Annotated in this window: 16 protein-coding genes and 1 pseudogene; 11 read left to right on the top strand and 6 right to left on the bottom strand. The window is 59.4% G+C overall.

The genetic code is table 11. The features are described 5' to 3' along the window. Positions 1-49 precede the first annotated feature (49 nt). From acnD to prpD, 3 genes are all read left to right on the top strand, one after another. The gene (acnD, locus tag AC3IUA_RS20065; RefSeq protein WP_489356617.1) at positions 50-2,644 is read left to right on the top strand and encodes a Fe/S-dependent 2-methylisocitrate dehydratase AcnD; all 2,595 of its coding nucleotides are present in this window, start codon (positions 50-52) and stop codon (positions 2,642-2,644) included. 59 nt (positions 2,645-2,703) lie between these two features. Then, positions 2,704-3,894, top strand: coding sequence for a 2-methylaconitate cis-trans isomerase PrpF (gene prpF / locus AC3IUA_RS20060; protein WP_489356615.1), 1,191 nt, complete (start codon positions 2,704-2,706; stop codon positions 3,892-3,894). A gap of 135 nt (positions 3,895-4,029) precedes the next feature. Then, positions 4,030-5,514, top strand: a complete 1,485-nt coding sequence (gene prpD, locus AC3IUA_RS20055; protein WP_489356613.1) for a 2-methylcitrate dehydratase — start codon at positions 4,030-4,032, stop codon at positions 5,512-5,514. Positions 5,515-5,532: 18 nt separating this feature from the next. Here prpD and AC3IUA_RS20050 read toward each other — a convergent pair whose 3' ends face one another. The 5 genes and pseudogenes from AC3IUA_RS20050 to AC3IUA_RS20030 form a co-directional block, all read right to left on the bottom strand. Beyond that, positions 5,533-6,285, bottom strand: a complete 753-nt coding sequence (locus AC3IUA_RS20050) for an alanyl-tRNA editing protein (RefSeq protein WP_489356611.1) — start codon at positions 6,283-6,285, stop codon at positions 5,533-5,535. 2 nt (positions 6,286-6,287) lie between these two features. Continuing rightward, complete coding sequence (locus AC3IUA_RS20045) at positions 6,288-7,280, bottom strand: serine O-acetyltransferase (protein ID WP_489356609.1); 993 nt, start codon at positions 7,278-7,280, stop codon at positions 6,288-6,290. Positions 7,281-7,300: 20 nt separating this feature from the next. After that, positions 7,301-8,215, bottom strand: a complete 915-nt coding sequence (locus AC3IUA_RS20040) for a PLP-dependent cysteine synthase family protein (protein WP_489362412.1) — start codon at positions 8,213-8,215, stop codon at positions 7,301-7,303. A gap of 27 nt (positions 8,216-8,242) precedes the next feature. Continuing rightward, positions 8,243-10,124, bottom strand: a pseudogene (gene moeB, locus AC3IUA_RS20035) (molybdopterin-synthase adenylyltransferase MoeB). A 24-nt stretch (positions 10,125-10,148) separates the two neighbouring features. Then, the gene (locus AC3IUA_RS20030) at positions 10,149-11,087 is read right to left on the bottom strand and encodes a DMT family transporter (RefSeq protein WP_489362410.1); all 939 of its coding nucleotides are present in this window, start codon (positions 11,085-11,087) and stop codon (positions 10,149-10,151) included. A gap of 99 nt (positions 11,088-11,186) precedes the next feature. On the opposite strand from AC3IUA_RS20030, the gene AC3IUA_RS20025 reads away from it, so the two are divergent. Then, the gene (locus AC3IUA_RS20025; protein ID WP_489356607.1) at positions 11,187-12,611 is read left to right on the top strand and encodes an aminotransferase-like domain-containing protein; all 1,425 of its coding nucleotides are present in this window, start codon (positions 11,187-11,189) and stop codon (positions 12,609-12,611) included. Between the two features lie 204 nt (positions 12,612-12,815). Here AC3IUA_RS20025 and ppsR read toward each other — a convergent pair whose 3' ends face one another. Further along, positions 12,816-13,634 carry a posphoenolpyruvate synthetase regulatory kinase/phosphorylase PpsR gene (gene ppsR / locus AC3IUA_RS20020; protein WP_150804847.1) on the bottom strand — a complete coding sequence of 273 codons (819 nt, stop codon included), beginning with the start codon at positions 13,632-13,634 and terminating at the stop codon, positions 12,816-12,818. Between the two features lie 175 nt (positions 13,635-13,809). Between ppsR and ppsA the strand changes: the two genes are divergently transcribed. The 7 genes from ppsA (at position 13,810) to AC3IUA_RS19985 (ending at position 20,426) form a co-directional block, all read left to right on the top strand. Next, positions 13,810-16,185, top strand: coding sequence for a phosphoenolpyruvate synthase (gene ppsA / locus AC3IUA_RS20015; protein WP_489356605.1), 2,376 nt, complete (start codon positions 13,810-13,812; stop codon positions 16,183-16,185). Between the two features lie 100 nt (positions 16,186-16,285). After that, complete coding sequence (locus AC3IUA_RS20010) at positions 16,286-17,275, top strand: alpha/beta fold hydrolase (RefSeq protein ID WP_489356603.1); 990 nt, start codon at positions 16,286-16,288, stop codon at positions 17,273-17,275. 100 nt (positions 17,276-17,375) lie between these two features. Continuing rightward, positions 17,376-17,675 carry a Rieske (2Fe-2S) protein gene (locus AC3IUA_RS20005; RefSeq protein WP_489356601.1) on the top strand — a complete coding sequence of 100 codons (300 nt, stop codon included), beginning with the start codon at positions 17,376-17,378 and terminating at the stop codon, positions 17,673-17,675. 101 nt (positions 17,676-17,776) lie between these two features. After that, positions 17,777-18,268, top strand: a complete 492-nt coding sequence (gene rraA / locus AC3IUA_RS20000; protein ID WP_489356599.1) for a ribonuclease E activity regulator RraA — start codon at positions 17,777-17,779, stop codon at positions 18,266-18,268. A 26-nt stretch (positions 18,269-18,294) separates the two neighbouring features. Next, positions 18,295-19,290, top strand: coding sequence for a zinc transporter ZntB (locus tag AC3IUA_RS19995; protein ID WP_489356598.1), 996 nt, complete (start codon positions 18,295-18,297; stop codon positions 19,288-19,290). A gap of 63 nt (positions 19,291-19,353) precedes the next feature. Next, positions 19,354-19,599, top strand: coding sequence for a CrfX protein (locus AC3IUA_RS19990; protein ID WP_150804841.1), 246 nt, complete (start codon positions 19,354-19,356; stop codon positions 19,597-19,599). A 2-nt stretch (positions 19,600-19,601) separates the two neighbouring features. Beyond that, complete coding sequence (locus AC3IUA_RS19985; RefSeq protein WP_489356596.1) at positions 19,602-20,426, top strand: mechanosensitive ion channel family protein; 825 nt, start codon at positions 19,602-19,604, stop codon at positions 20,424-20,426. Positions 20,427-20,444: the final 18 nt, after the last annotated feature.

Raw genomic sequence — 20,444 nt, 5'->3', positions numbered from 1 at the left:
AGGTGCCAGGCGCCCCCTTTGAAATTACCGTGACCGAGTCCTGACGCCCATGAATACTGAATTCCGCAAATCCCTACCCGGTAGTCGCCTGGATTACTTCGACGTCCGCGCGGCAGTCGATGGCATCCAGCCCGGGGCCTACGACACCCTGCCGTACACTTCCCGCGTGCTGGCGGAAAACCTGGTGCGTCGCTGCGACCCGGCCACGCTTGTCGATTCCCTGAAACAGCTGATCGAATGCAAGCGCGACCTCGACTTCCCGTGGTTCCCGGCTCGCGTGGTGTGCCACGACATTCTCGGCCAGACCGCGCTGGTCGACCTCGCCGGCCTGCGTGATGCAATCGCCCTGCAAGGTGGTGATCCGGCGCAAGTGAACCCGGTGGTGCCGACTCAACTGATCGTCGACCACTCCCTGGCCGTTGAGTCTGGCGGCTCCGATCCCGAGGCGTTCGAAAAAAACCGCGCCATCGAAGACCGTCGCAACGAAGACCGCTTCCACTTCATCAACTGGACCAAGAAAGCCTTCAAGAACGTCGATGTGATTCCGCCGGGTAACGGGATCATGCACCAGATCAACCTGGAGAAAATGTCTCCGGTGATCCAGGTGCGTGATGGCGTGGCCTTTCCCGACACTTGCGTGGGCACCGACAGTCATACCCCGCACGTCGATGCCCTTGGGGTGATCGCCATCGGTGTCGGTGGTCTTGAAGCCGAAAGCGTCATGCTCGGCCGCGCTTCCTGGATGCGTCTGCCGGAAATCGTCGGCGTCGAACTCACCGGCAAGTTGCAACCGGGCATCACCGCCACCGACATGGTGCTGGCGCTGACCCAATTCCTGCGCCAGCAAAAGGTAGTCGGCGCCTGGCTGGAGTTCTTCGGTGAAGGTGCCTCGGCCCTGACCCTGGGCGATCGCGCGACCATCTCCAACATGGCTCCGGAATACGGTGCTACCGCGGCGATGTTCTATATCGACCAGCAAACCATCGACTACCTCAAGCTCACCGGCCGTGAAGACGAGCAAGTGAAACTGGTCGAGAGTTACGCAAAACTGACCGGCCTCTGGGCCGACAGCCTGAAGGGCGCTCAGTACGAACGTGGGCTGACCTTTGATCTGTCTTCGGTGGTGCGCAACATGGCCGGCCCGAGCAATCCCCACGCCCGTGTCGCCACTTCGGACCTCGCGGCCCAAGGCATTTCCGGCCAGTGGGACGACGTGCCGGGGCAAATGCCGGATGGTGCGGTGATCATTGCCGCCATCACCAGTTGCACCAACACCAGCAACCCGCGCAACGTCATCGCCGCCGGCCTGCTGGCGCGCAACGCCAACAAACTGGGGCTGACCCGCAAGCCGTGGGTCAAGTCGTCCCTGGCGCCCGGTTCGAAGACCGTTGCCTTGTACCTGGACGAAGCCGGCCTGACTAACGAACTGGAAAAGTTGGGCTTCGGTATCGTGGCCTTCGCCTGCACCACCTGCAACGGCATGTCCGGCGCGCTGGATCCGGTGATCCAGCAAGAAATCATCGACCGCGACCTGTATGCCACTGCGGTACTTTCGGGTAACCGCAACTTCGACGGTCGAATCCACCCGTACGCCAAACAGGCGTTCCTTGCATCGCCGCCACTGGTGGTGGCCTACGCCATTGCCGGGACCATCCGTTTCGACATCGAGAAGGATGTGCTGGGCCTGGATGCCAACGGCAAGGAAATTCGCCTCAAGGACATCTGGCCAAGCGACGAAGAGATCGACGCCGTGGTCAAGGCTTCAGTCAAGCCGGAGCAGTTCCGCCAGGTCTACATCCCGATGTTCGCCATCGAGGAAGACACCGGTCCCAAGGTCGAGCCGCTGTACGACTGGCGCGAGATGAGCACCTATATCCGCCGTCCGCCGTACTGGGAAGGCGCGCTGGCCGGTGCTCGTCCGCTCAAGGGCATGCGCCCTCTGGCTGTGCTGCCGGATAACATCACCACCGACCACTTGTCGCCGTCGAACGCCATCATGCTCGACAGCGCTGCCGGTGAATACCTGGCCAGGATGGGCTTGCCAGAGGTGGACTTCAACTCTTACGCCACCCACCGCGGCGACCACTTGACCGCGCAACGCGCCACCTTCGCCAACCCGAAACTGTTCAACGAAATGGTTCAGGAAAACGGCAAGGTCAAACAAGGTTCTCTGGCGCGCGTCGAACCGGAAGGCCAGGTCATGCGCATGTGGGAAGCCATCGAAACCTACATGGAACGCAAGCAGCCGCTGATCATCATCGCCGGTGCCGATTACGGTCAGGGCTCGTCCCGTGACTGGGCGGCCAAAGGCGTGCGCCTGGCCGGTGTCGAAGCCATTGCGGCCGAAGGTTTCGAACGCATCCACCGCACCAACCTGGTGGGCATGGGCGTGCTGCCGCTGGAGTTCAAGCCGGGCACTGATCGCCATACCCTGGGCATCGACGGCAGTGAAACCTTCGACGTAATCGGCGAACGTATCCCGCGCAGCACCCTGACCCTGGTGATCACCCGCAAGAACGGCGAGCGACTCGAAGTACCGGTCACCTGCCGTCTCGACACTGCCGAAGAAGTCTCGATCTATGAGGCTGGCGGCGTGCTGCAGCGTTTCGCCCAGGACTTCCTCGAATCGGCTGTTGCCGTCTAACCCGACGTGCAGCGGCGGGCCGCCAAGGTCTCGCCGCTGCCAATAAGGAAACCCGTTCCATGGCTCACGCACCACAAATCAGGATTCCCGCCACCTACATGCGCGGTGGCACCAGCAAAGGCGTGTTCTTCAGCCTGCAAAACCTTCCCGAATCGGCACAGGTCCCGGGCGCGGCCCGCGACGCATTGTTGCTGCGGGTGATCGGCAGCCCCGACCCTTATGACAAGCAGATCGACGGCATGGGCGCGGCGACCTCGAGCACCAGCAAGACGGTGATCCTGGCGAAAAGCACCAAGGCCGACCATGACGTCGATTACCTGTTCGGTCAGGTTTCCATCGACAAGCCTTTCGTTGACTGGAGCGGCAACTGCGGCAACCTCTCGGCCGCAGTCGGCGCATTCGCCATCAGCAGCGGCCTGGTGGACGCCAGTCGCATCCCGCGCAATGGCGTGGCCATCGTGCGTATCTGGCAAGCCAACATCGGCAAGACCATCATCGCCCACGTGCCCGTCACCGACGGTGCGGTGCAGGAAACCGGTGACTTCGAACTCGACGGCGTGACCTTTCCAGCGGCCGAAGTCCAGCTCGAATTCATGGATCCGGCCGCCGAGGAGGAGGGCGCCGGGGGGTCGATGTTCCCTACCGGCAATCTGGTGGATGATCTGGAGGTGCCAGGCGTTGGTACGCTCAAGGTGACCATGATCAATGCCGGGATCCCGACCATCTTCGTCAACGCCGAGGACATCGGTTACACCGGTACCGAGTTGCAGGCCCAAATCAACGGTGACCCCAAGGCGCTGGCGATGTTCGAGACTATTCGTGCTCACGGCGCACTGCGCATGGGCCTGATCGAGCACCTCGATGAAGCTGCCAAGCGCCAACACACACCCAAAGTCGCCTTTGTCGGCAAGTCTGCCGATTACCTCGCCTCCAGCGGCAAGCCGGTGGCGGCGGGTGACGTCGACCTGCTGGTGCGCGCACTGTCGATGGGCAAGCTGCACCACGCCATGATGGGCACCGCCGCTGTCGCGATCGGCACCGCCGCGGCGATTCCGGGCACTCTGGTCAACCTGGCCGCGGGCGGCACTGCGCGCAACGCGGTACGCTTCGGTCATCCATCGGGCACCCTGCGCGTAGGCGCCGAGGCCAGCCAGGTCAACGGTGAATGGACCGTGAAAAAAGCCATCATGAGCCGCAGTGCGCGGGTGTTGATGGAAGGCTGGGTGCGTGTGCCTGGTGATGCATTTTGAACGGCACCTTTGCGTAGGAGCTGGCGCAGCCTGCGATCTTTTGGCGTCATCACGTACGCTGAAGATCAAAAGATCGCAGCCTTCGGCAGCTCCTACAGAGGGGTAACGTTTTACCCTTAGCGGAGTAAATGGAACATGAGCGCCAACGTCGACCTGAACATCCGCCCCGACTACGACACCGTCCTGCAGGACATCGCCGACTACGTCCTGAACTACAAGATAGAGTCCGCAGAGGCGCTGGACACCGCCCGCAACTGCCTGATGGACAGCCTCGGTTGCGGTCTGCTGGCGCTGCGTTTCCCTGAGTGCACCAAGCACCTGGGGCCGATCGTCGAGGGGACCGTGGTTCCGTTCGGCGCTCGGGTGCCGGGCACCAGTTACCGCCTGGACCCGGTCAAGGCGGCGTGGGACATCGGTTGCACCGTACGCTGGCTCGACTACAACGACACCTGGCTGGCGGCCGAGTGGGGCCATCCGTCCGATAACCTCGGCGGGATCCTCGCCGTTGCCGATCACCTGTCGCAGAAACGGGTGGCCAGTGGCGACGCGCCGTTGACCGTGCGCACGGTGCTGGAAGCGATGATCATGGCCCACGAGATCCAGGGCGTGATTGCCCTGGAAAACTCCTTCAACCGGATCGGCCTGGACCACGTGATCCTGGTCAAAGTCGCCTCCACCGCGGTCACCGCGAAACTGATGGGGGCCAACCGCGAACAACTGTTGTCCGCGCTGTCCCATGCGTTCGTCGATGGCCAGGCGCTGCGCACCTACCGTCACGCGCCGAACGCCGGTTCGCGCAAGTCCTGGGCGGCGGGCGATGCGTCCAGCCGGGGCGTGCGTCTGGCAGATATCGCCCTGCGTGGTGAAATGGGCATCCCCGGCGTGCTGACGGCAACGCAATGGGGTTTCTACGACGTGCTGTTCAGCCACACCAACAAGGATCTGGCGCTCAAGCCTGAAGGCCAGCGGGTTTTCAGCCTCTCGCAGAAATATGGCAGCTACGTGATGGAGAACGTGCTGTTCAAGATCAGTTTCCCAGCCGAGTTCCACGCGCAAACCGCCTGCGAAGCCGCGGTGATCCTGCATCCGCAGGTCAAGGATCGTCTGCACGAGATCGAGAAGATCGTCATCACCACCCATGAGTCCGCGATCCGCATCATTTCCAAGGTCGGTAAACTGGCCAACGCTGCTGACCGCGACCACTGCATTCAGTACATGACTGCCGTACCGCTGGCGTTCGGCAACCTGGTAGCCGAGCACTACGAGGACGAGTTTCACGCGGCTCATCCAATCATCGACGAGCTGCGCGAGAAGATGGTCATCGTCGAAGACCCGCGTTTCACCCGCCAATACCTGGAGGCCGACAAGCGCTCCATCGCCAACGCGATTCAAGTGTTCTTCAACGATGGATCAAGCACCGTGCAAGTCGTGGTTGAATACCCCATCGGTCACCGCCGTCGCCGTGTCGAAGGCATTCCATTGCTGGAAGACAAATTCAAGGCCAACCTGGCAACCCGGTTCACCGCGCAGCGCTCGGCTGAAATCTTCGCCCTGTGCAAGGACCAGGCTGCGCTTGAAGCGACGCCGGTCAACCGTTTTGTGGATTTGTGGGTGATCTGAGGGGCGTTTGCACGTGTGTCACCGTGATGGATCGGTTGTACTCTCCCCGAAACGCAAAATAACTCGCCGATTGTGCTTGCTCTTTTTCTCGATTTTTTCGCAGAAGACCCGGCCAATTTCTTCGGTATTGATGACGTGTGTCCCTCCGCAAGGCTGGATATCGACGCCATCTATTTCGATGACCCGGACCGCGCCTTGTATGACCGGTGGTGCGACGGCTTGAGTGCGGGTTATCTGCAGCAATGTGGTGTACTCGGACGCCGGCATGGACAGGTGTTTCACCTCCAGGCCTTGAGCCACAAGGGCGTTCAGTTGCTCGGTGATGCGTTCCTTTTCGAGGGTCATTTCCGGCAGGTCGAAATCCAGCCGCCCTTTATCATGGCTGATGCTGCACCCGGTGACCGGAGCATCGATGATCGAGCACAGCAGGTGCAGACACGTATGCATTCTCATGTGCTGGTAACGTCGTTCCCAGTCCAGGCTTGCGTCGATCTTCAAGCCGGCTCGCAGTTGCGGGGGATAAGCCTCCAGCTGATGCCAGATGATCGAACGCAAGAGCGGGTCGCGCACCGTACCGGTCACGTTGAGGTGGGTGCCGTCGGGCAAGGTGATAAGGCCGGTGTCCCCGGGTTGGCCGCCACCCGTTGGATAAAACAGTGTGTGCTCCAGGGCGATACCCTGATCGCTGACAGCCACGATCCGAGCGTCGAAAGCGTTCTGGTAGGGCGCGTTATCGTAAAGCGCCAGGGTTTCCATCGTGTGTACCGACATGTTCAACCTCCGACAGATTGAGGGCGAGCTTGCATCAGGCGCCGAACCATCGCGCTCAAGCCCGGTGGGGCGATCAAGGTAATGTCCTGGTTGGGACCGCAGACGTGCAGGTTCAGTGGCAGTCGCGGTGGGTAGTCGCCATCTTCGGTGTGATGAATCCGAAACTGCAGGTGGCTGCGCTCTTTGACAGTGGGTTCCAGGGCAAGGCTGCTCAGCGGATTAAAGTCTGCATCCAGCAGCGTGACATGCGGGCTGTTGCTGACTTCACCGACCAGGTGCAAGCGCTCGTTGAGCGCAAAGGCCCCGAGGAAGCCGCCATGATCGGACTCTGAAGATTTCTGCAGCTGGACCTGGTTGACGATCTTCACCTTCGTGTCGGCCGGTACGTCATGGGTAATGACGCACGCCGGAGAGATAAAGACGTTGTCGCCAATCGTCACGCAGCCAAGAATTCTGGCTCCCGCGCCGATCTCTACATTGTTGCCCAGGCGCGGGTGGCGTTTGCCATTGGGGTTGTTGGCAATCCCGCGCGCGCCCAGTGTCACGCCGCACAGGATGTAGCAGTCGTGGCCAATCTCGCAGGTTTCGCCAATCACCGTGCCATAGCCATGATCGAGGACAAACCGGCGACCGATCCGCGCGGCCGGGTGGATCTCGGCGCCCGAAAGCAGCTTGCCCTGGTTGCTGAGTTTTTGCGCGATACAGGGGAAATAGCGGTCCTCTTCGCCGCCAAGCTTCAACACCTGATGAGCCAGGCGATAGTAGAGTACGGCCTTGAAGGACGCGTACGACTCCAGGATCAGGTTGCCGCGACCTTGCGATGCCGGGTCGCGGGAGGCGAAGGCCATCAGGTCCTCGGCGAGCCACTCGGCCACACAGGGCAGCACTGTGTGCAAATGGCCATCCAGTTGCAGCAAATCAGCCGGATCGAGGGTGTTGATGAGGTGCGCTAGCAACTCATCGTGCAGCTGTTGCATATCAATGAAGCCTCCCATGGAGGCACCCCGCATTTGGATTATTCGAATAAGGGCAGGTAGGCGTCCGCGCTGTCGTAGACCATGGTCAGGACAGTGGAGTGTTCGGGCATTTCCTTGGCCAGGGCGGCAATGGCGACCAGGTTGGCCGCCGATGAAAGCCCCAGGCTGATAGCATCGGTACGCATGACCCGTTGCATCATTTCCAGGCATTGATCCTTGGAAACCTTGAGCATGCCGTCCAGTACCGAGAGGTTGAGGATGCTCGGCACGATGCCGATCGACAGCCCCTGGATCTGGTGGGGCGCGTGCTTGTCACTGAGCAGGTCGCATTCTTCGGGTTCGACGCCCAATACGCGAATGGCAGGCCAGGTCGCCTTGAGTACTTCGCCGATGCCGGTGATATGACCGCCGGTACCGATTCCGCCCACAAAATAGTCCACCCGACGACCGGAAAATGCCCGGACAATTTCCCGAGCGGTGCCTTGGCGGTGGGTTTCAGGGTTGGCCCCGTTACGCTGCTGATTGAGCATCACGTAGTGGGGGTTCTCCAGTTGCAGCTCCATGGCTTTCTGGCCGTGGGAGTTGTTGCCCTGACGACTGTCGGACAGCACCACTTCGGCGCCATACAGGCGGAGCAACTTTTGCTTTTCCGGGCTGTAGTTGTCCGGAATCACCAGCACCACTTTGTAGCCCAGCACGTTGCCCGCCATCACCAGGCCAATGCCGGTGTTGCCACCGCTGGGTTCGATGATGGTCTGTTGTGTGCCACGCACCAGAATGCCTTTGCGCTCGGCATCGAGGATCATGCCCAGTGCGATGCGTGCTTTGTGACTGCCACCGGGATTCAGCGATTCGAGTTTGACGAAGACCTCCACGCCAAGGTCGGTGGAAAGTTTTTCCAGGCGCACGATCGGCGTTTGGCCGATGGCGTCGAGTATCGAGTTATGCAGCATCAGATAAGAGCTCATGGCCGCCACCTATCAATACAAAGGCATGTCGGGTTCGACGTCGCGAACCCAGTGTTTCATGCCGCCTTCAAGGACCCGGGTATTGGCGAAACCTGCCGCGAGCAAGGTGCTTGCGGCACGTTCGGCGCGTATGCCGGCGTAACAGATGACGTAGTGGTGATGGTCGCGATCGAGGGAGTCGAGTCGGGTTTCCAGATCTTCCAGCGGGATGTGCAGCACGCCGGGCAATTGGCAGACTTCCAGCTCGGTGGCATCGCGAACATCCAGCAAAATATCGGCCTGGCTTCTGCATTCCAGCAGTTGCTTGAGCAGTCGCGGCTTTATGTAGCGTTCCTCGGCCAGGGTCGGCGCAGCCGGCACTGCGCTGGCGCAGCTGACGGTGGTGGGTTCGGCAAGCTGGCCGGTGCGCTGGGTCGAGCAGCACGGGCAATCGGCCCGCCGTTTGAAGCGTATTTCAGAGAACTTCATCGCCAGCGCATCGAAACACATCAGGCGCCCGACCAAAGGTTCGCCGATGCCAATGATCAACTTGATCGCTTCGGTGGCCTGGATCATTCCGACGACGCCGGGCAGGACGCCGATCACACCGCCGGCACTGCAATTGGGCGCCAGTTCCGGAGGCGGGCTTTTCGGAAACAGGCAGCGATAACAGGGACCTCCACGATAGTTGAGGACGCTGATCTGCCCGTCGAAACGGTAAATCGATCCATAAACCAGCGGCTTGCCCAGTTCGACGCAAGCATCGTTGATCAGGTAGCGCGTCGAGAAGTTATCGGTACCGTCGACGACCACGTCGTACTGCCCGATCAGCTCCAGGGCGTTGTCGGTGTTCAGCGCCGTGTTATGTGCATTGATCTGGATATGTTCGTTGAGGTCTTGCAGGCGTCTTTTGGCCGACTCGACTTTGGGCAGGCCCAAGGTGCTTTTGCCATGCACGATTTGCCGTTGCAGGTTGCTGCTTTCCACCATATCGAAGTCGATCAGCCCCAGTGTGCCGATGCCGGCAGCGGCCAGGTACATGCACACCGGCGAGCCCAGGCCGCCGGTGCCGATGACCAGCACCCTGGCGTTTTTCAGCTTCAGCTGACCGTCGCGACCGACGCCCGGCAGGGTGATGTGCCGCACATAGCGCTGGACTTCCTCGTTGCTCAAGCGGTCCTGATCGATGCCGCCGGATGTGGCCAGCAGGACGTCGATGGTGCCGCCAGCGGGGAAGGCGTCATCGGGTTCAATCAGTTCGCCGTCGGCGGTAAACAGAAAGTGTTCCTTGAACTGATTGTTCTCGTATTGCAGGTGCGCGCGCAGTTGTGGGTAGTCGGTGCAGATGCTTTCGAGCACTTGGCGCAACGTCGTGCCGCTGCCTTCAAGTTGCGAATCGGGCAACTTTGCGACGCGAGCCAGGATGTCGGGGAAAGAGACAGCGTTCATGCGCAACTCCGTGTGTAGGTCAGTGGTGGTTTCAGGAAAACGCCTGGCTGCAAATAAAACTCTGGCCATTCCATTCGAACAGTTTGGAACCGGATGCCGTGCCTTTACGGACATCGATGACCAGGTAGCTGACCGGATAAATCGGTTCGCCCATGAACAGGGCCTTGTCCTGGTCCTCGTGGCTGAAATAGGCACCGACATCGGGGTGCGAGTGATAGATGACCGTAACGGGGTTATCGCTGCGAAAGCTCTTGTTCATCATTAACGTGTCTGCCACCGAGAAGGTGTAGCCCTCGGCGGCGGCGCGCTGATAGACCTCGGGGTTGCGTTGGTGCAGCTCGTTCTGAATGTTCTCGCCGATATAGACGCTGCCATCTTTGAACACAAACCCGCAGCACTCGTCGGGGTAGGTGCTGCTGGCGTGTCGATAGATCTGCTCAAGTGCCTGGGGGCAGAGGTCGTCCATGTTTCTCTCGCGAAGTCAGGTGGGTCAGTTCTTTTTGGCCAACAGTTTTTCGACCGGGAGTTTGGTGATCGCAAACCCCGCCAACAGCACTGCCGAGTAGATCATCAGGTCTTTGGAAATCGACTGGCCTTCGTACCAGGAGCCGATGACCACGGCGAACACCGGAAAAATAATAAACACGAAGGACAGGATGATCGGGCTCAGGCGCTTGAGCAGCATGAAGTAGACGATGAAGCCGCCGACCGAAGCGACCAGCCCGAGGTAGAACAGTGCGCTCCAGGAGCGCAGCGTAATGTCACTGAAAGTCGGCGTTTCGAAGTACAACCCGGCAACGAACAGCATCAGGCCGGCGATGCCGATGGGCAGGGTGTTGTAGGTGATGACGCTGATGGCGCTGCCTTTCTGCTTGGTGATCACGTAGCACAGAGCGTGCATCACGGCCGCGGCGAGGATCGCAATGACCCCCAGGAACTCGGCATGATCCAGGTGCAATCCCTGGCTGCGGATGATCATGTACAGGCTGCCAAACCCGATGGCGATGCCGACGACTTGGGAAAAGTAGATTTTCTCGCGCAGGAACATCGCGGAAAAAATCAGGATGAACACCGGCATGCAGCTGAACAGCAGCGCGGTGAGCCCCGAAGAGACGTGCATTTCACCGTAGTTGAGCAAGTAGTAGGGAACGCTGAAATAGGTCAGGGTGACAAACACAAAGAACCAGCGGCTTTCCCTCGGGAACAGCACCGGCTCGCGGCGCACTTTGGCGAAGCACAGGAACAATGGAAAGGCGATCAGAAAGCGCAGCCCCGCGGAGGTCAGCGGAGGCACGCTTTCCACGGCGATCTTGATGCCCAGCCAGGTGGTTCCCCAGCTCAGGCACACAATCAGGAACATCACACTGGTGATGGCGCCCGCCAGCCACTGTTTTTGAGTCTTTTCACTATTTTCGATGACGGCGGACATTGGCATGGTGACATTACTTCCATGAGGTGGAATTGACCTCTATATTGAAAGGCTTCATCCAGTAATTGAACCTTTTAAACCACACTATTAGGGCGAATGATGGCTGTCAAAACAAATATTGACATGGTGTCAATTGTGCGAGAGGGGCTTTCTAACGGTCAGGGCGTGAAGTACAAACGCCTGTCCGACGCCATAGAAACGGGGATCCTCGATGGCGTGATCGAGCCCGGCTGCAAGTTGCCGCCCCACAGGATGCTGGCGGATAACCTCGGCGTGACCATTGGCACCATCAGTCGTGCGTACGGTGAGTTGGAGAAGCTCGGGCTGGTGGTGGCGCGGGTAGGTGATGGCACCTTTGTTCGCAAGCGTGGGCTGGAGCGCAAGCGCGATGAGGGCTTTCGCAACGTCAGCGAGGAGCCCCGGCAGTATTTCGACATGAGCCGCAACACCCACATTCCCGGTCAGGAAACCGCCTTTCTGGCACAGAGTCTTCAAGCCCTGGCCAACAACCCCAAGGTGCTGCAAGACATCAGTCTCTATACCCCGGACGCGGGATTGCCGCGCTATCGTGCCGCTGGCGCGCACTGGTTGAAGCAGAGTGAATTTTCCCCGAGCGCCGATCAGGTGATCTGCGTCAACGGCGGCCAGCACGGCTTGCTGTGTGCGTTGATGGCGTTGCTACGCCCGGGAGATACGGTCGTTACCGAGCAACTGACCTACCCGGGGTTAATCACCGCGGCCCGCATGCTAGGCATTCGCTTGATTGGCCTGGATATGGACGACGAAGGTTTGCTGCCCTCGGCACTAGAAGAGGTCTGCCGCACGCACCGGGTTTCAGCCCTTTACTGCACGCCGACGATTCAGAACCCGACGACCGCCGTGCTTTCGGTTGCGCGTCGAGAGGCGGTGGCCAGGGTTTGTCGCGAGCATAACCTGCTGGTTCTGGAGGACGAGGCCCACGGCGTGCTGGTTGAAGACCGTCTGCCACCCCTCAGTTACTTTGCGCCGGAGCGCACGATTCTCATCAGCAGCTTGAGCAAGGCAGTGTCGGCGGGTTTGCGCGTAGGTTACCTGCACGCACCGCAGGCATTGATGAGTCGGCTGGCGGCCGCTTTGAGGTCCACCTGCTGGATGGCGACACCGCTGACACTTGAGCTGGCAACCGCCTGGATAGAAAACGGAACGGCTGCCCACTTGCTGCAGCAGCAGATTATCGAAATGGGTCGGCGCAAGGCACTGGTCGAGGATCTGCTGGCCGGGCTTGCCTACAAGACCCATTTGAACAGCCCGCACTTCTGGATCGAGGTCCCGGAGCCATGGCGGGCCTCGGAAATCGAAGCGGAGCTCAAGCAAGGCAATTACCTGGTCTCGACGGCTGAAGCCTTCGCGGTGGGGCATGCGGCGGTACCGCAGTTCATTCGGGCAAGTATCTGCAATACATCCGGTGACGATCAGCTGTTGCGCGAAGGTTTTGAGGCGCTTGCCGCGGCGTTGGGGCAGGGCGCGGGGCGGTTTAGTTTGTGATTCATCCGCACCCTTTAAGGTGTCTCTGGCCCTGCACGTTCCCCCGTAGCAGCTGCCGAAGGCTGCGTCCGGCTGCGTAGCCGCCGTAAAATCAAGCGCTGCAGTGTCCAGACGAACCGTGGAAGCAGGGTTTACGGTTGCTACGCAACCGGACGCAGGCTTCGCCAGTTGCTACACGGACCACAAAAAATACCCGTGGAGAAATTATTTGAAGCGCCGCTCCACACCTTTTTCCACCAGAATCTTCGCCGAAATTTCTTCCACCGAAAAATGCGTGGAATTGATGTGCGCGATGTTTTCCCGGCGGAACAGGTTCTCCACTTCCCGGACTTCGAACTCGCACTGGGCATAGCTCGAATAGCGGCTGTTGGGCTTGCGCTCGTTGCGGATCGCGGTGAGGCGGTCCGGGTCGATGGTCAGGCCGAACAGCTTGTGCTGGTGGGCGCGCAGGGCGGTGGGCAGTTGCAGGCGCTCCATGTCGTCTTCGGTCAGCGGGTAATTGGCCGCGCGGATACCGAATTGCATGGCCATGTACAGACAGGTCGGGGTCTTGCCGCAACGGGACACGCCCACCAGGATCAGATCGGCCTTGTCGTAATAGTGCGTGCGTGCGCCATCGTCGTTGTCGAGGGCGAAGTTCACCGCCTCGATCCGCTCCATATAATTGGAGTTGTGGCCAATGGAGTGGGACTTGCCGACCGAATACGACGAATGCTCGCGCAATTCCTGCTCCAGGGGCGCCAGAAAGGTCGAGAAAATGTCGATCATGAAACCATTTGAGGTTGCGAGGATCTCACGAATGTCCTGATTGACGATGGTGTCGAATATTATCGGCCGAAATCCGTCCTTTTCGGCGGCGTTGTTGATTTGTTGTACCATGGCCCGCGCTTTATCCACGTTGTCGATGTACGGCCGGATGACTTTGCTGAAGGTAATATTCTCGAATTGCGCCAACAGGCTTTGACCGAGAGTCTCGGCTGTAATGCCCGTGCCGTCGGAGATAAAGAAAGCGGATCGTTTCATTTGCGCCTTGGGCCTTAAGCTAGTGACAATTCTTGGATATGATAGGCGCGGTTTGCCGGCCTCGAATGGCCAGCATTCTCACTTATTTTCCAGGTCCAGGCCATAACGCTGGCAAATGCTCCTCTGAGCCGCCGGCACCCTGAGCTTTTCCAACACAGTTAGTGGAGAGATCACCTTGGTAGAGTACGTAGTTTCCCTCGATAAGCTCGGCGTCCATGATGTAGAGCATGTGGGGGGCAAGAACGCATCCCTGGGCGAGATGATCAGTAACCTTGCAGGGGCCGGTGTATCGGTTCCTGGTGGCTTTGCTACAACGGCTCAGGCTTACCGTGACTTCCTTGAACTAAGCGGTCTGAACGATCAGATCCATGCCGCACTCGATACGCTGGACATCGAAGACGTGAACGCCCTGGCGAAAACCGGCGCGCAAATTCGTCAATGGATCATGGATGCCGAATTCCCCGAAAAACTCAACGCCGAGATCCGCACCGCGTTCGCCACGTTGTCGGCCGGCAACCCTGACATGGCCGTGGCGGTGCGCTCTTCGGCCACCGCCGAAGACTTGCCGGACGCTTCCTTCGCCGGTCAGCAGGAAACCTTCCTGAACATCCGTGGTGTCGAGAACGTCATTCGCGCCGCCAAGGAAGTATTCGCTTCGTTGTTCAACGATCGGGCGATTTCCTACCGCGTCCACCAGGGCTTCGACCACAAGCTGGTGGCCTTGTCTGCCGGTGTGCAACGCATGGTGCGCTCGGAAACCGGCACTGCCGGCGTGATGTTCACCCTTGATACCGAATCGGGTTTCCGTGACGTGGTGTTCATCACCGGTGCCTACGGCCTGGGTGAAACCGTCGTGCAAGGCTCGGTGAACCCGGACGAATTCTACGTTCACAAGCAGACCCTGGCCGCCGGTCGCCCGGCTATTTTGCGCCGCAACCTGGGCAGCAAAGCCATCAAGATGATCTACGGCGAAGTGGCCACGGCCGGCAAGTCGGTCAAGACCATCGATGTCGACAAGGCCGATCGTGCACGTTTCTGCCTCAGCGACGCCGAAGTCAACGAACTGGCCAAGCAAGCGATGATCATCGAGAAGCACTACAAGTGCCCGATGGACATCGAGTGGGCCAAAGACGGTGACGACGGCAAGCTGTACATCGTTCAGGCCCGTCCTGAAACCGTGAAGAGCCGCACCGCGGCCAACGTCATGGAGCGTTACCTGCTCAAGGAAACCGGCACTGTGCTGGTGGAAGGCCGGGCCATCGGCCAGCGCATCGGCGCCGGCAAGGTGCGGATCATCAAAGACGTCTCCGAGATGGACAAGGTCCAGCCGGGCGACGTGCTGGTGTCCGACATGACCGACCCGGACTGGGAACCGGTCATGAAGCGCGCCAGCGCCATTGTCACCAACCGTGGCGGGCGTACCTGCCACGCGGCGATCATCGCTCGCGAACTGGGGATCCCGGCCGTCGTGGGTTGCGGCAACGCCACCGAACTGTTGAAAGACGGCCAGGGCGTTACCGTATCTTGCGCTGAAGGCGACACCGGTTACATCTTCGAAGGCGAACTGGGCTTCGATATCAAGAAGAACTCCGTCGACGCCATGCCTGATCTGCCGTTCAAGATCATGATGAACGTCGGTAACCCGGACCGTGCCTTCGACTTCGCGCAGTTGCCGAACGCCGGTGTGGGCCTGGCCCGTCTGGAATTCATCATCAACCGCATGATCGGCGTGCACCCCAAGGCGCTGCTCAATTACGCCGGGCTGCCGCAGGACATCAAGGACAGCGTCGACAAGCGTATTGCCGGCTACGACGATCCGGTCGGTTTCTATGTCGAGAAACTGGTTGAAGGCATCAGCACCCTGGCCGCTGCGTTCACGCCGAAAAAGGTCATCGTGCGTCTGTCGGACTTCAAGTCCAACGAATACGCGAACCTGATCGGCGGCAAACTCTACGAGCCGGAAGAAGAAAACCCGATGTTGGGTTTCCGTGGCGCTTCGCGTTACATCAGCGAATCTTTCCGTGACTGCTTCGAGCTCGAGTGTCGCGCCCTGAAGCGTGTGCGCAACGAGATGGGCCTGACCAACGTCGAAATCATGGTGCCGTTCGTCCGTACCCTGGGCGAAGCCAGCCAGGTCATCGACCTGTTGGCCGAGAACGGTCTTAAGCGCGGCGAAAATGGCCTGCGCATCATCATGATGTGCGAATTGCCGTCCAACGCCATCCTGGCCGAAGAGTTCCTCGAGTACTTCGACGGTTTCTCCATCGGTTCCAACGACCTGACCCAGCTGACCCTGGGCCTGGATCGCGACTCCGGGATCATCGCGCACCTGTTCGACGAGCGTAATCCAGCGGTCAAGAAGCTGTTGGCCAATGCCATTGCAGCGTGCAACAAGGCCGGCAAATACATCGGTATTTGCGGCCAGGGCCCTTCCGATCACCCTGACCTGGCCAAATGGCTGATGGAGCAGGGTATCGAAAGTGTTTCGTTGAACCCCGATTCCGTACTGGAAACCTGGTTCTTCCTGGCAGAAGCTCAGGCTCCGGACTGATGTGTGAATGAAGTGTCGGTCAGCACTGGCTGACCGACACTTTTAGATTCGAGTAGGGCGGGCTCCATCTGGATGCCGCCCTTTTTTGTGCAAGAGCATTATGCAAAGCAGCAGCAATCTATTTCCTGTCGCCCTGATCAGCGCCGAGCGGCGCGGTGATCTGAGCGAAGATGTCTATCGGTTGAAGCCCGGTAACAGCCCCGATGGCACCGTTGAACTGGCGGTTACCCGGCTGGGCATGGCCGATGGACCGCACGTGCGTGGTGTTCCGGTCATCCTGCTTCACGGCAGTTTTTCCAACCGGCGCTTCTGGTTTTCACCCAAGGGCCTGGGGCTGGGTGCCTATCTGGCGCGCGCCGGGTTTGATGTATGGATTCCCGAGATGCGCGGTCACGGCTTGTCCCGGCGTAATCAGAACTATCGCAAGAACCGCGTCGCCGACTATGCCCGCTACGATCTGCCGGCGATTGCCGCGTTCGTTCGTGAGCAAAGTGGCCAGATTCCTCATTGGCTGGGGCATTCGCTGGGTGGCATCACCCTGGCGGCGGCTTTGGGAGGCCAGTATCTGGGCGAACCCGCGGTGGCGTCCGCAGCGTTTTTCGGCACCCAGGTCAGCCGCACCTACTGGCCATTGAAGATTCCACCGGTGGAGTGGAGCGGGCGCTTTATCTTGAAGCGATTTGCCCAGATATCCGGTTCCCGGTTCAAGCGCGGCCCCGAGGACGAGCCGATCGGCCTGGCCCTGGAAGGCATGCGCTGGTATGGGCTGTTCGGCCGTTTCGGCGATGCGGACAAAGACTGGTGGGCGGGGCTGGCCGAGGTTCAGGTGCCGGTGCTGGCAGTCAGTGCCACCGGGGATCATCAGGACCCGGCGTGGGCCTGCCGCAAGCTTTTCGATCAGTTTGGCGCTGAACACAAGCAGTTCGTGTGTCTGGGACGTGAACAGGGCTTTAGCGACAATTTTGGCCATGTCGAGATGCTGGTCAGCAAAAGTGCCCAGACAGAAGTCTGGCCATTGGTGGAGCGCTGGTTGAAAGATCAGCAAACGCCATTACTGACCCAGGAGTCGAATCTGGCCGCTGCAGTCTGAGCCGGGCGCTCTAACAAGGGCATTTCGCTCTGCTCGACTAACGGCTAAGATATGACGCATTGAACTGTTTTGGTCACTTTTTGTTGCCGGGTCAGCAGGTATGTTCGTGCCGCTTGAGCGTCTGATCAATCTGCAAGAAGGCTACCGCCAGACCTTCCAGGTCGAGGGGCGGAGTTTGCTCTTGCTGGTGCTGGATAATCAGCCATTGCTGCTCGAAGACAGCTGCCCCCATCGAGGCGCGCCGTTATCTGCCGGCACGGTGGTGGGCAGGGTGTTGCGTTGCGCGCGGCACGGCATGGAGTTTGAACTGCCCGGCGGGCGGGCCTTGCAGCCGTCCTGCCCGGACTTGAAAATGCTGAAACTGGTCTATGATGGTGACCGCGTAGGTGTTGAGGTCTAGGCTAAAACCCTGAATATCCGGCGTCGGAACTCGTTTTTTCAGCCAAACGCTGGAATTTCCGACTCTTTCTATCGTGTGCTTTCCCTTACAGGAGTTTCTCGATGAAGCATTACCTTACTCCCGACCTGTGCGACGCCTACCCGGACCTGGTGCAGGTGGTCGAACCGATGTTCAGCAATTTTGGTGGCCGTGATTCCTTCGGCGGCGAAATCGTGACCATCAAGTGCTTCGAAGACAACTCGCTGGTCAAGGAGCAGGTCGAACTCAAAGGGAGCGGCAAGGTGCTGGTGGTCGACGGTGGTGGTTCGTTGCGCCGGGCGCTGCTGGGCGACATGCTGGCCGAGAAAGCCGCCAGGAACGGTTGGGAAGGGCTGGTGATCTACGGTTGCATCCGGGATGTCGACGTCATTGCGCAAACCGATCTGGGTGTCCAGGCCCTGGCCAGCCACCCGATGAAGACTGACAAGCGCGGTATTGGCGATCTCAACGTTGCAGTGACCTTTGCTGGCGTGACCTTTCGTCCAGGCGAGTACATCTATGCGGACAATAACGGCGTGATCATCTCGCCAAGCCCGCTGAACATGCCTGAATAAAGCGTTCGACCAAGCAAGGGGTAAGGATGTTCGAGGAAGAAAACGCGCAGTGGGGGCTGGTTCACGCCCTGGTGCTGGATGGTAAAGGCGGTGCGCGTTCGATTGCCCGGACTGAACTGGATGACCTGCAACTGCAGCCCTACGAGAGTATCTGGCTGCATTGGGATCGCAGTCACCCGCAAACCCAGACCTGGCTGCGTAAATACAGCGGCCTGAGCGAATTCAGCTGCGACCTGCTGCTTGAAGAAAATACCCGGCCACGGCTGCTGCCGTTGCCGGACAGCGAGCTGCTGCTGTTTTTGCGCGGAATCAACCTCAATCCGGGGGCCGAACCGGAAGACATGGTCTCGGTACGGATTTTCGGTTCCGCCCAGCGGGTGATTTCCCTGCGTTTGCGGCCACTGCGGGCCACCGATGAGCTGCTGGTGCAGCTCGCCGAAGGCAAAGGGCCGAAAACCGCCTCGGAACTGATCCTTTATATGGCCCAGTACCTGACCAACAAGGTCCAGCATCTGGTCAGTGACCTCTCGGAAATCGTCGACGCGGAAGAAGAAAAGCTCGATACCGACGAACGGTATACTCCAGAGCATGGCGCCATTTTGCAGATCCGTCGAAGAGCTGCCGGGCTGAAACGTTTCCTGGCTCCGCAGCGGGATATTTTTGGTCAGCTGACGCGGACCAGATTACCCTGGTTCGTCGAAGACGATGGCGACTACTGGAACGAATTGAACAACAGCCTGACGCGCTATCTGGAAGAGCTGGAATTGACCAGAGAGCGTGTGGGGCTTGTGCTGGAGGCCGAGGACCGGCGTTTGAGCGTTCGGATGAATCGCACGATGTACCGCTTCGGAATCATCACCGGGATCTTTCTGCCGATGAGTTTCCTGACCGGTTTGCTCGGTATAAATGTCGGCGGTATCCCCTTCTCCGAGAGCCCTTATGGCTTCCTCGTAGCCTGCCTGATGATGATCTCGGTGGCCTTGGGGCAGTGGTGGTTATTCCGCCGATTGCGCTGGGTCTGATGGTTTGCCATGTGACCCGAAGAATTTTCATCGCGTCTTTCACAGACATCTCGAGAGGTGCGTATGCACGATCCGTTCGAACAGTCTTTGCGTGACATGCTCCAGGCGACGCCGTCCACCCGTGACGACGATGCCTGTCTGGGCCGCGTATTGAAAACCGCCAATCGTCAGGTGGGGGCGGGTGACCTGTTCACCTTGCTGGGGCACTGGCTGCCCGCGCTGATGATTGCCCTCAATAACGGCTCGGCGCATGTCTCACCGGTTTCCCGTCGTAAATCTACTGCCCGCACTGCTGATAAGGCTGATTGAATATGGAACTTGATCTCTGGACTCAGAGCCTCGTCACTGCGATGACTGCATTGTGGACCAAGATAGCGAACTTTATCCCCAACCTGTTTGGCGCGCTGGTGGTGTTGCTGTTGGGGTTTGTCGTGGCCAAGCTGCTCGACACCTTGCTCTCCAAATTGCTGGCAAAACTGGGCCTTGATCGCCTGATGGGCGGTACCGGTTTGACCAAGCTTCTGTCCCGAGCGGGCCTGCAGGTGCCGATCTCGACCCTGATCGGAAAAATTGTGTATTGGTTCGTTTTGCTTATTTTTCTGGTTTCTGCTGCAGAATCCCTTGGCTTGGAAAGAGTTTCGGCTACTCTCGATATGCTAGCGCTGTATTTGCCGAAGGTCTTCGGCGCCGCGCTGGTGTTGCTGGTAGGGGTATTGCTGGCGCAACTGGCCAATGGGCTGGTACGAGGCGCGGCAGAGGGCGTAGGGCTGGATTACGCCGCAGGCCTGGGACGTATCGCCCAGGGGCTGGTGATTATCATCAGCATTTCAGTGGCAATCAGCCAGTTGGAGGTCAAAACCGACCTGCTCAACCATGTGATTGTCATCGTATTGATAACCGTTGGTCTGGCAGTTGCCTTGGCCATGGGGTTGGGAAGCCGGGAAATAGCCGGTCAGATTCTTGCGGGAATTTATGTGCGTGAGTTGTATCAGGTTGGGCAACAAGTGCGTGTTGGCGAGGTCGAAGGGCAGATCGAAGAGATCGGCACGGTTAAAACCACATTGCTGACCGATGAGGGTGAGCTAGTCTCTTTCTCCAATCGGATCATGCTGGAACAGCATGTGATTAGCCGCTAACCCGGCAAACCCTGCTAA

The sequence above is a fragment of the Pseudomonas sp. KH_050 genome, assembly GCF_057838875.1.
Note: the sequence above shows the minus strand (reverse complement) of the source record. Positions and strands in the feature narration are given on the sequence as shown.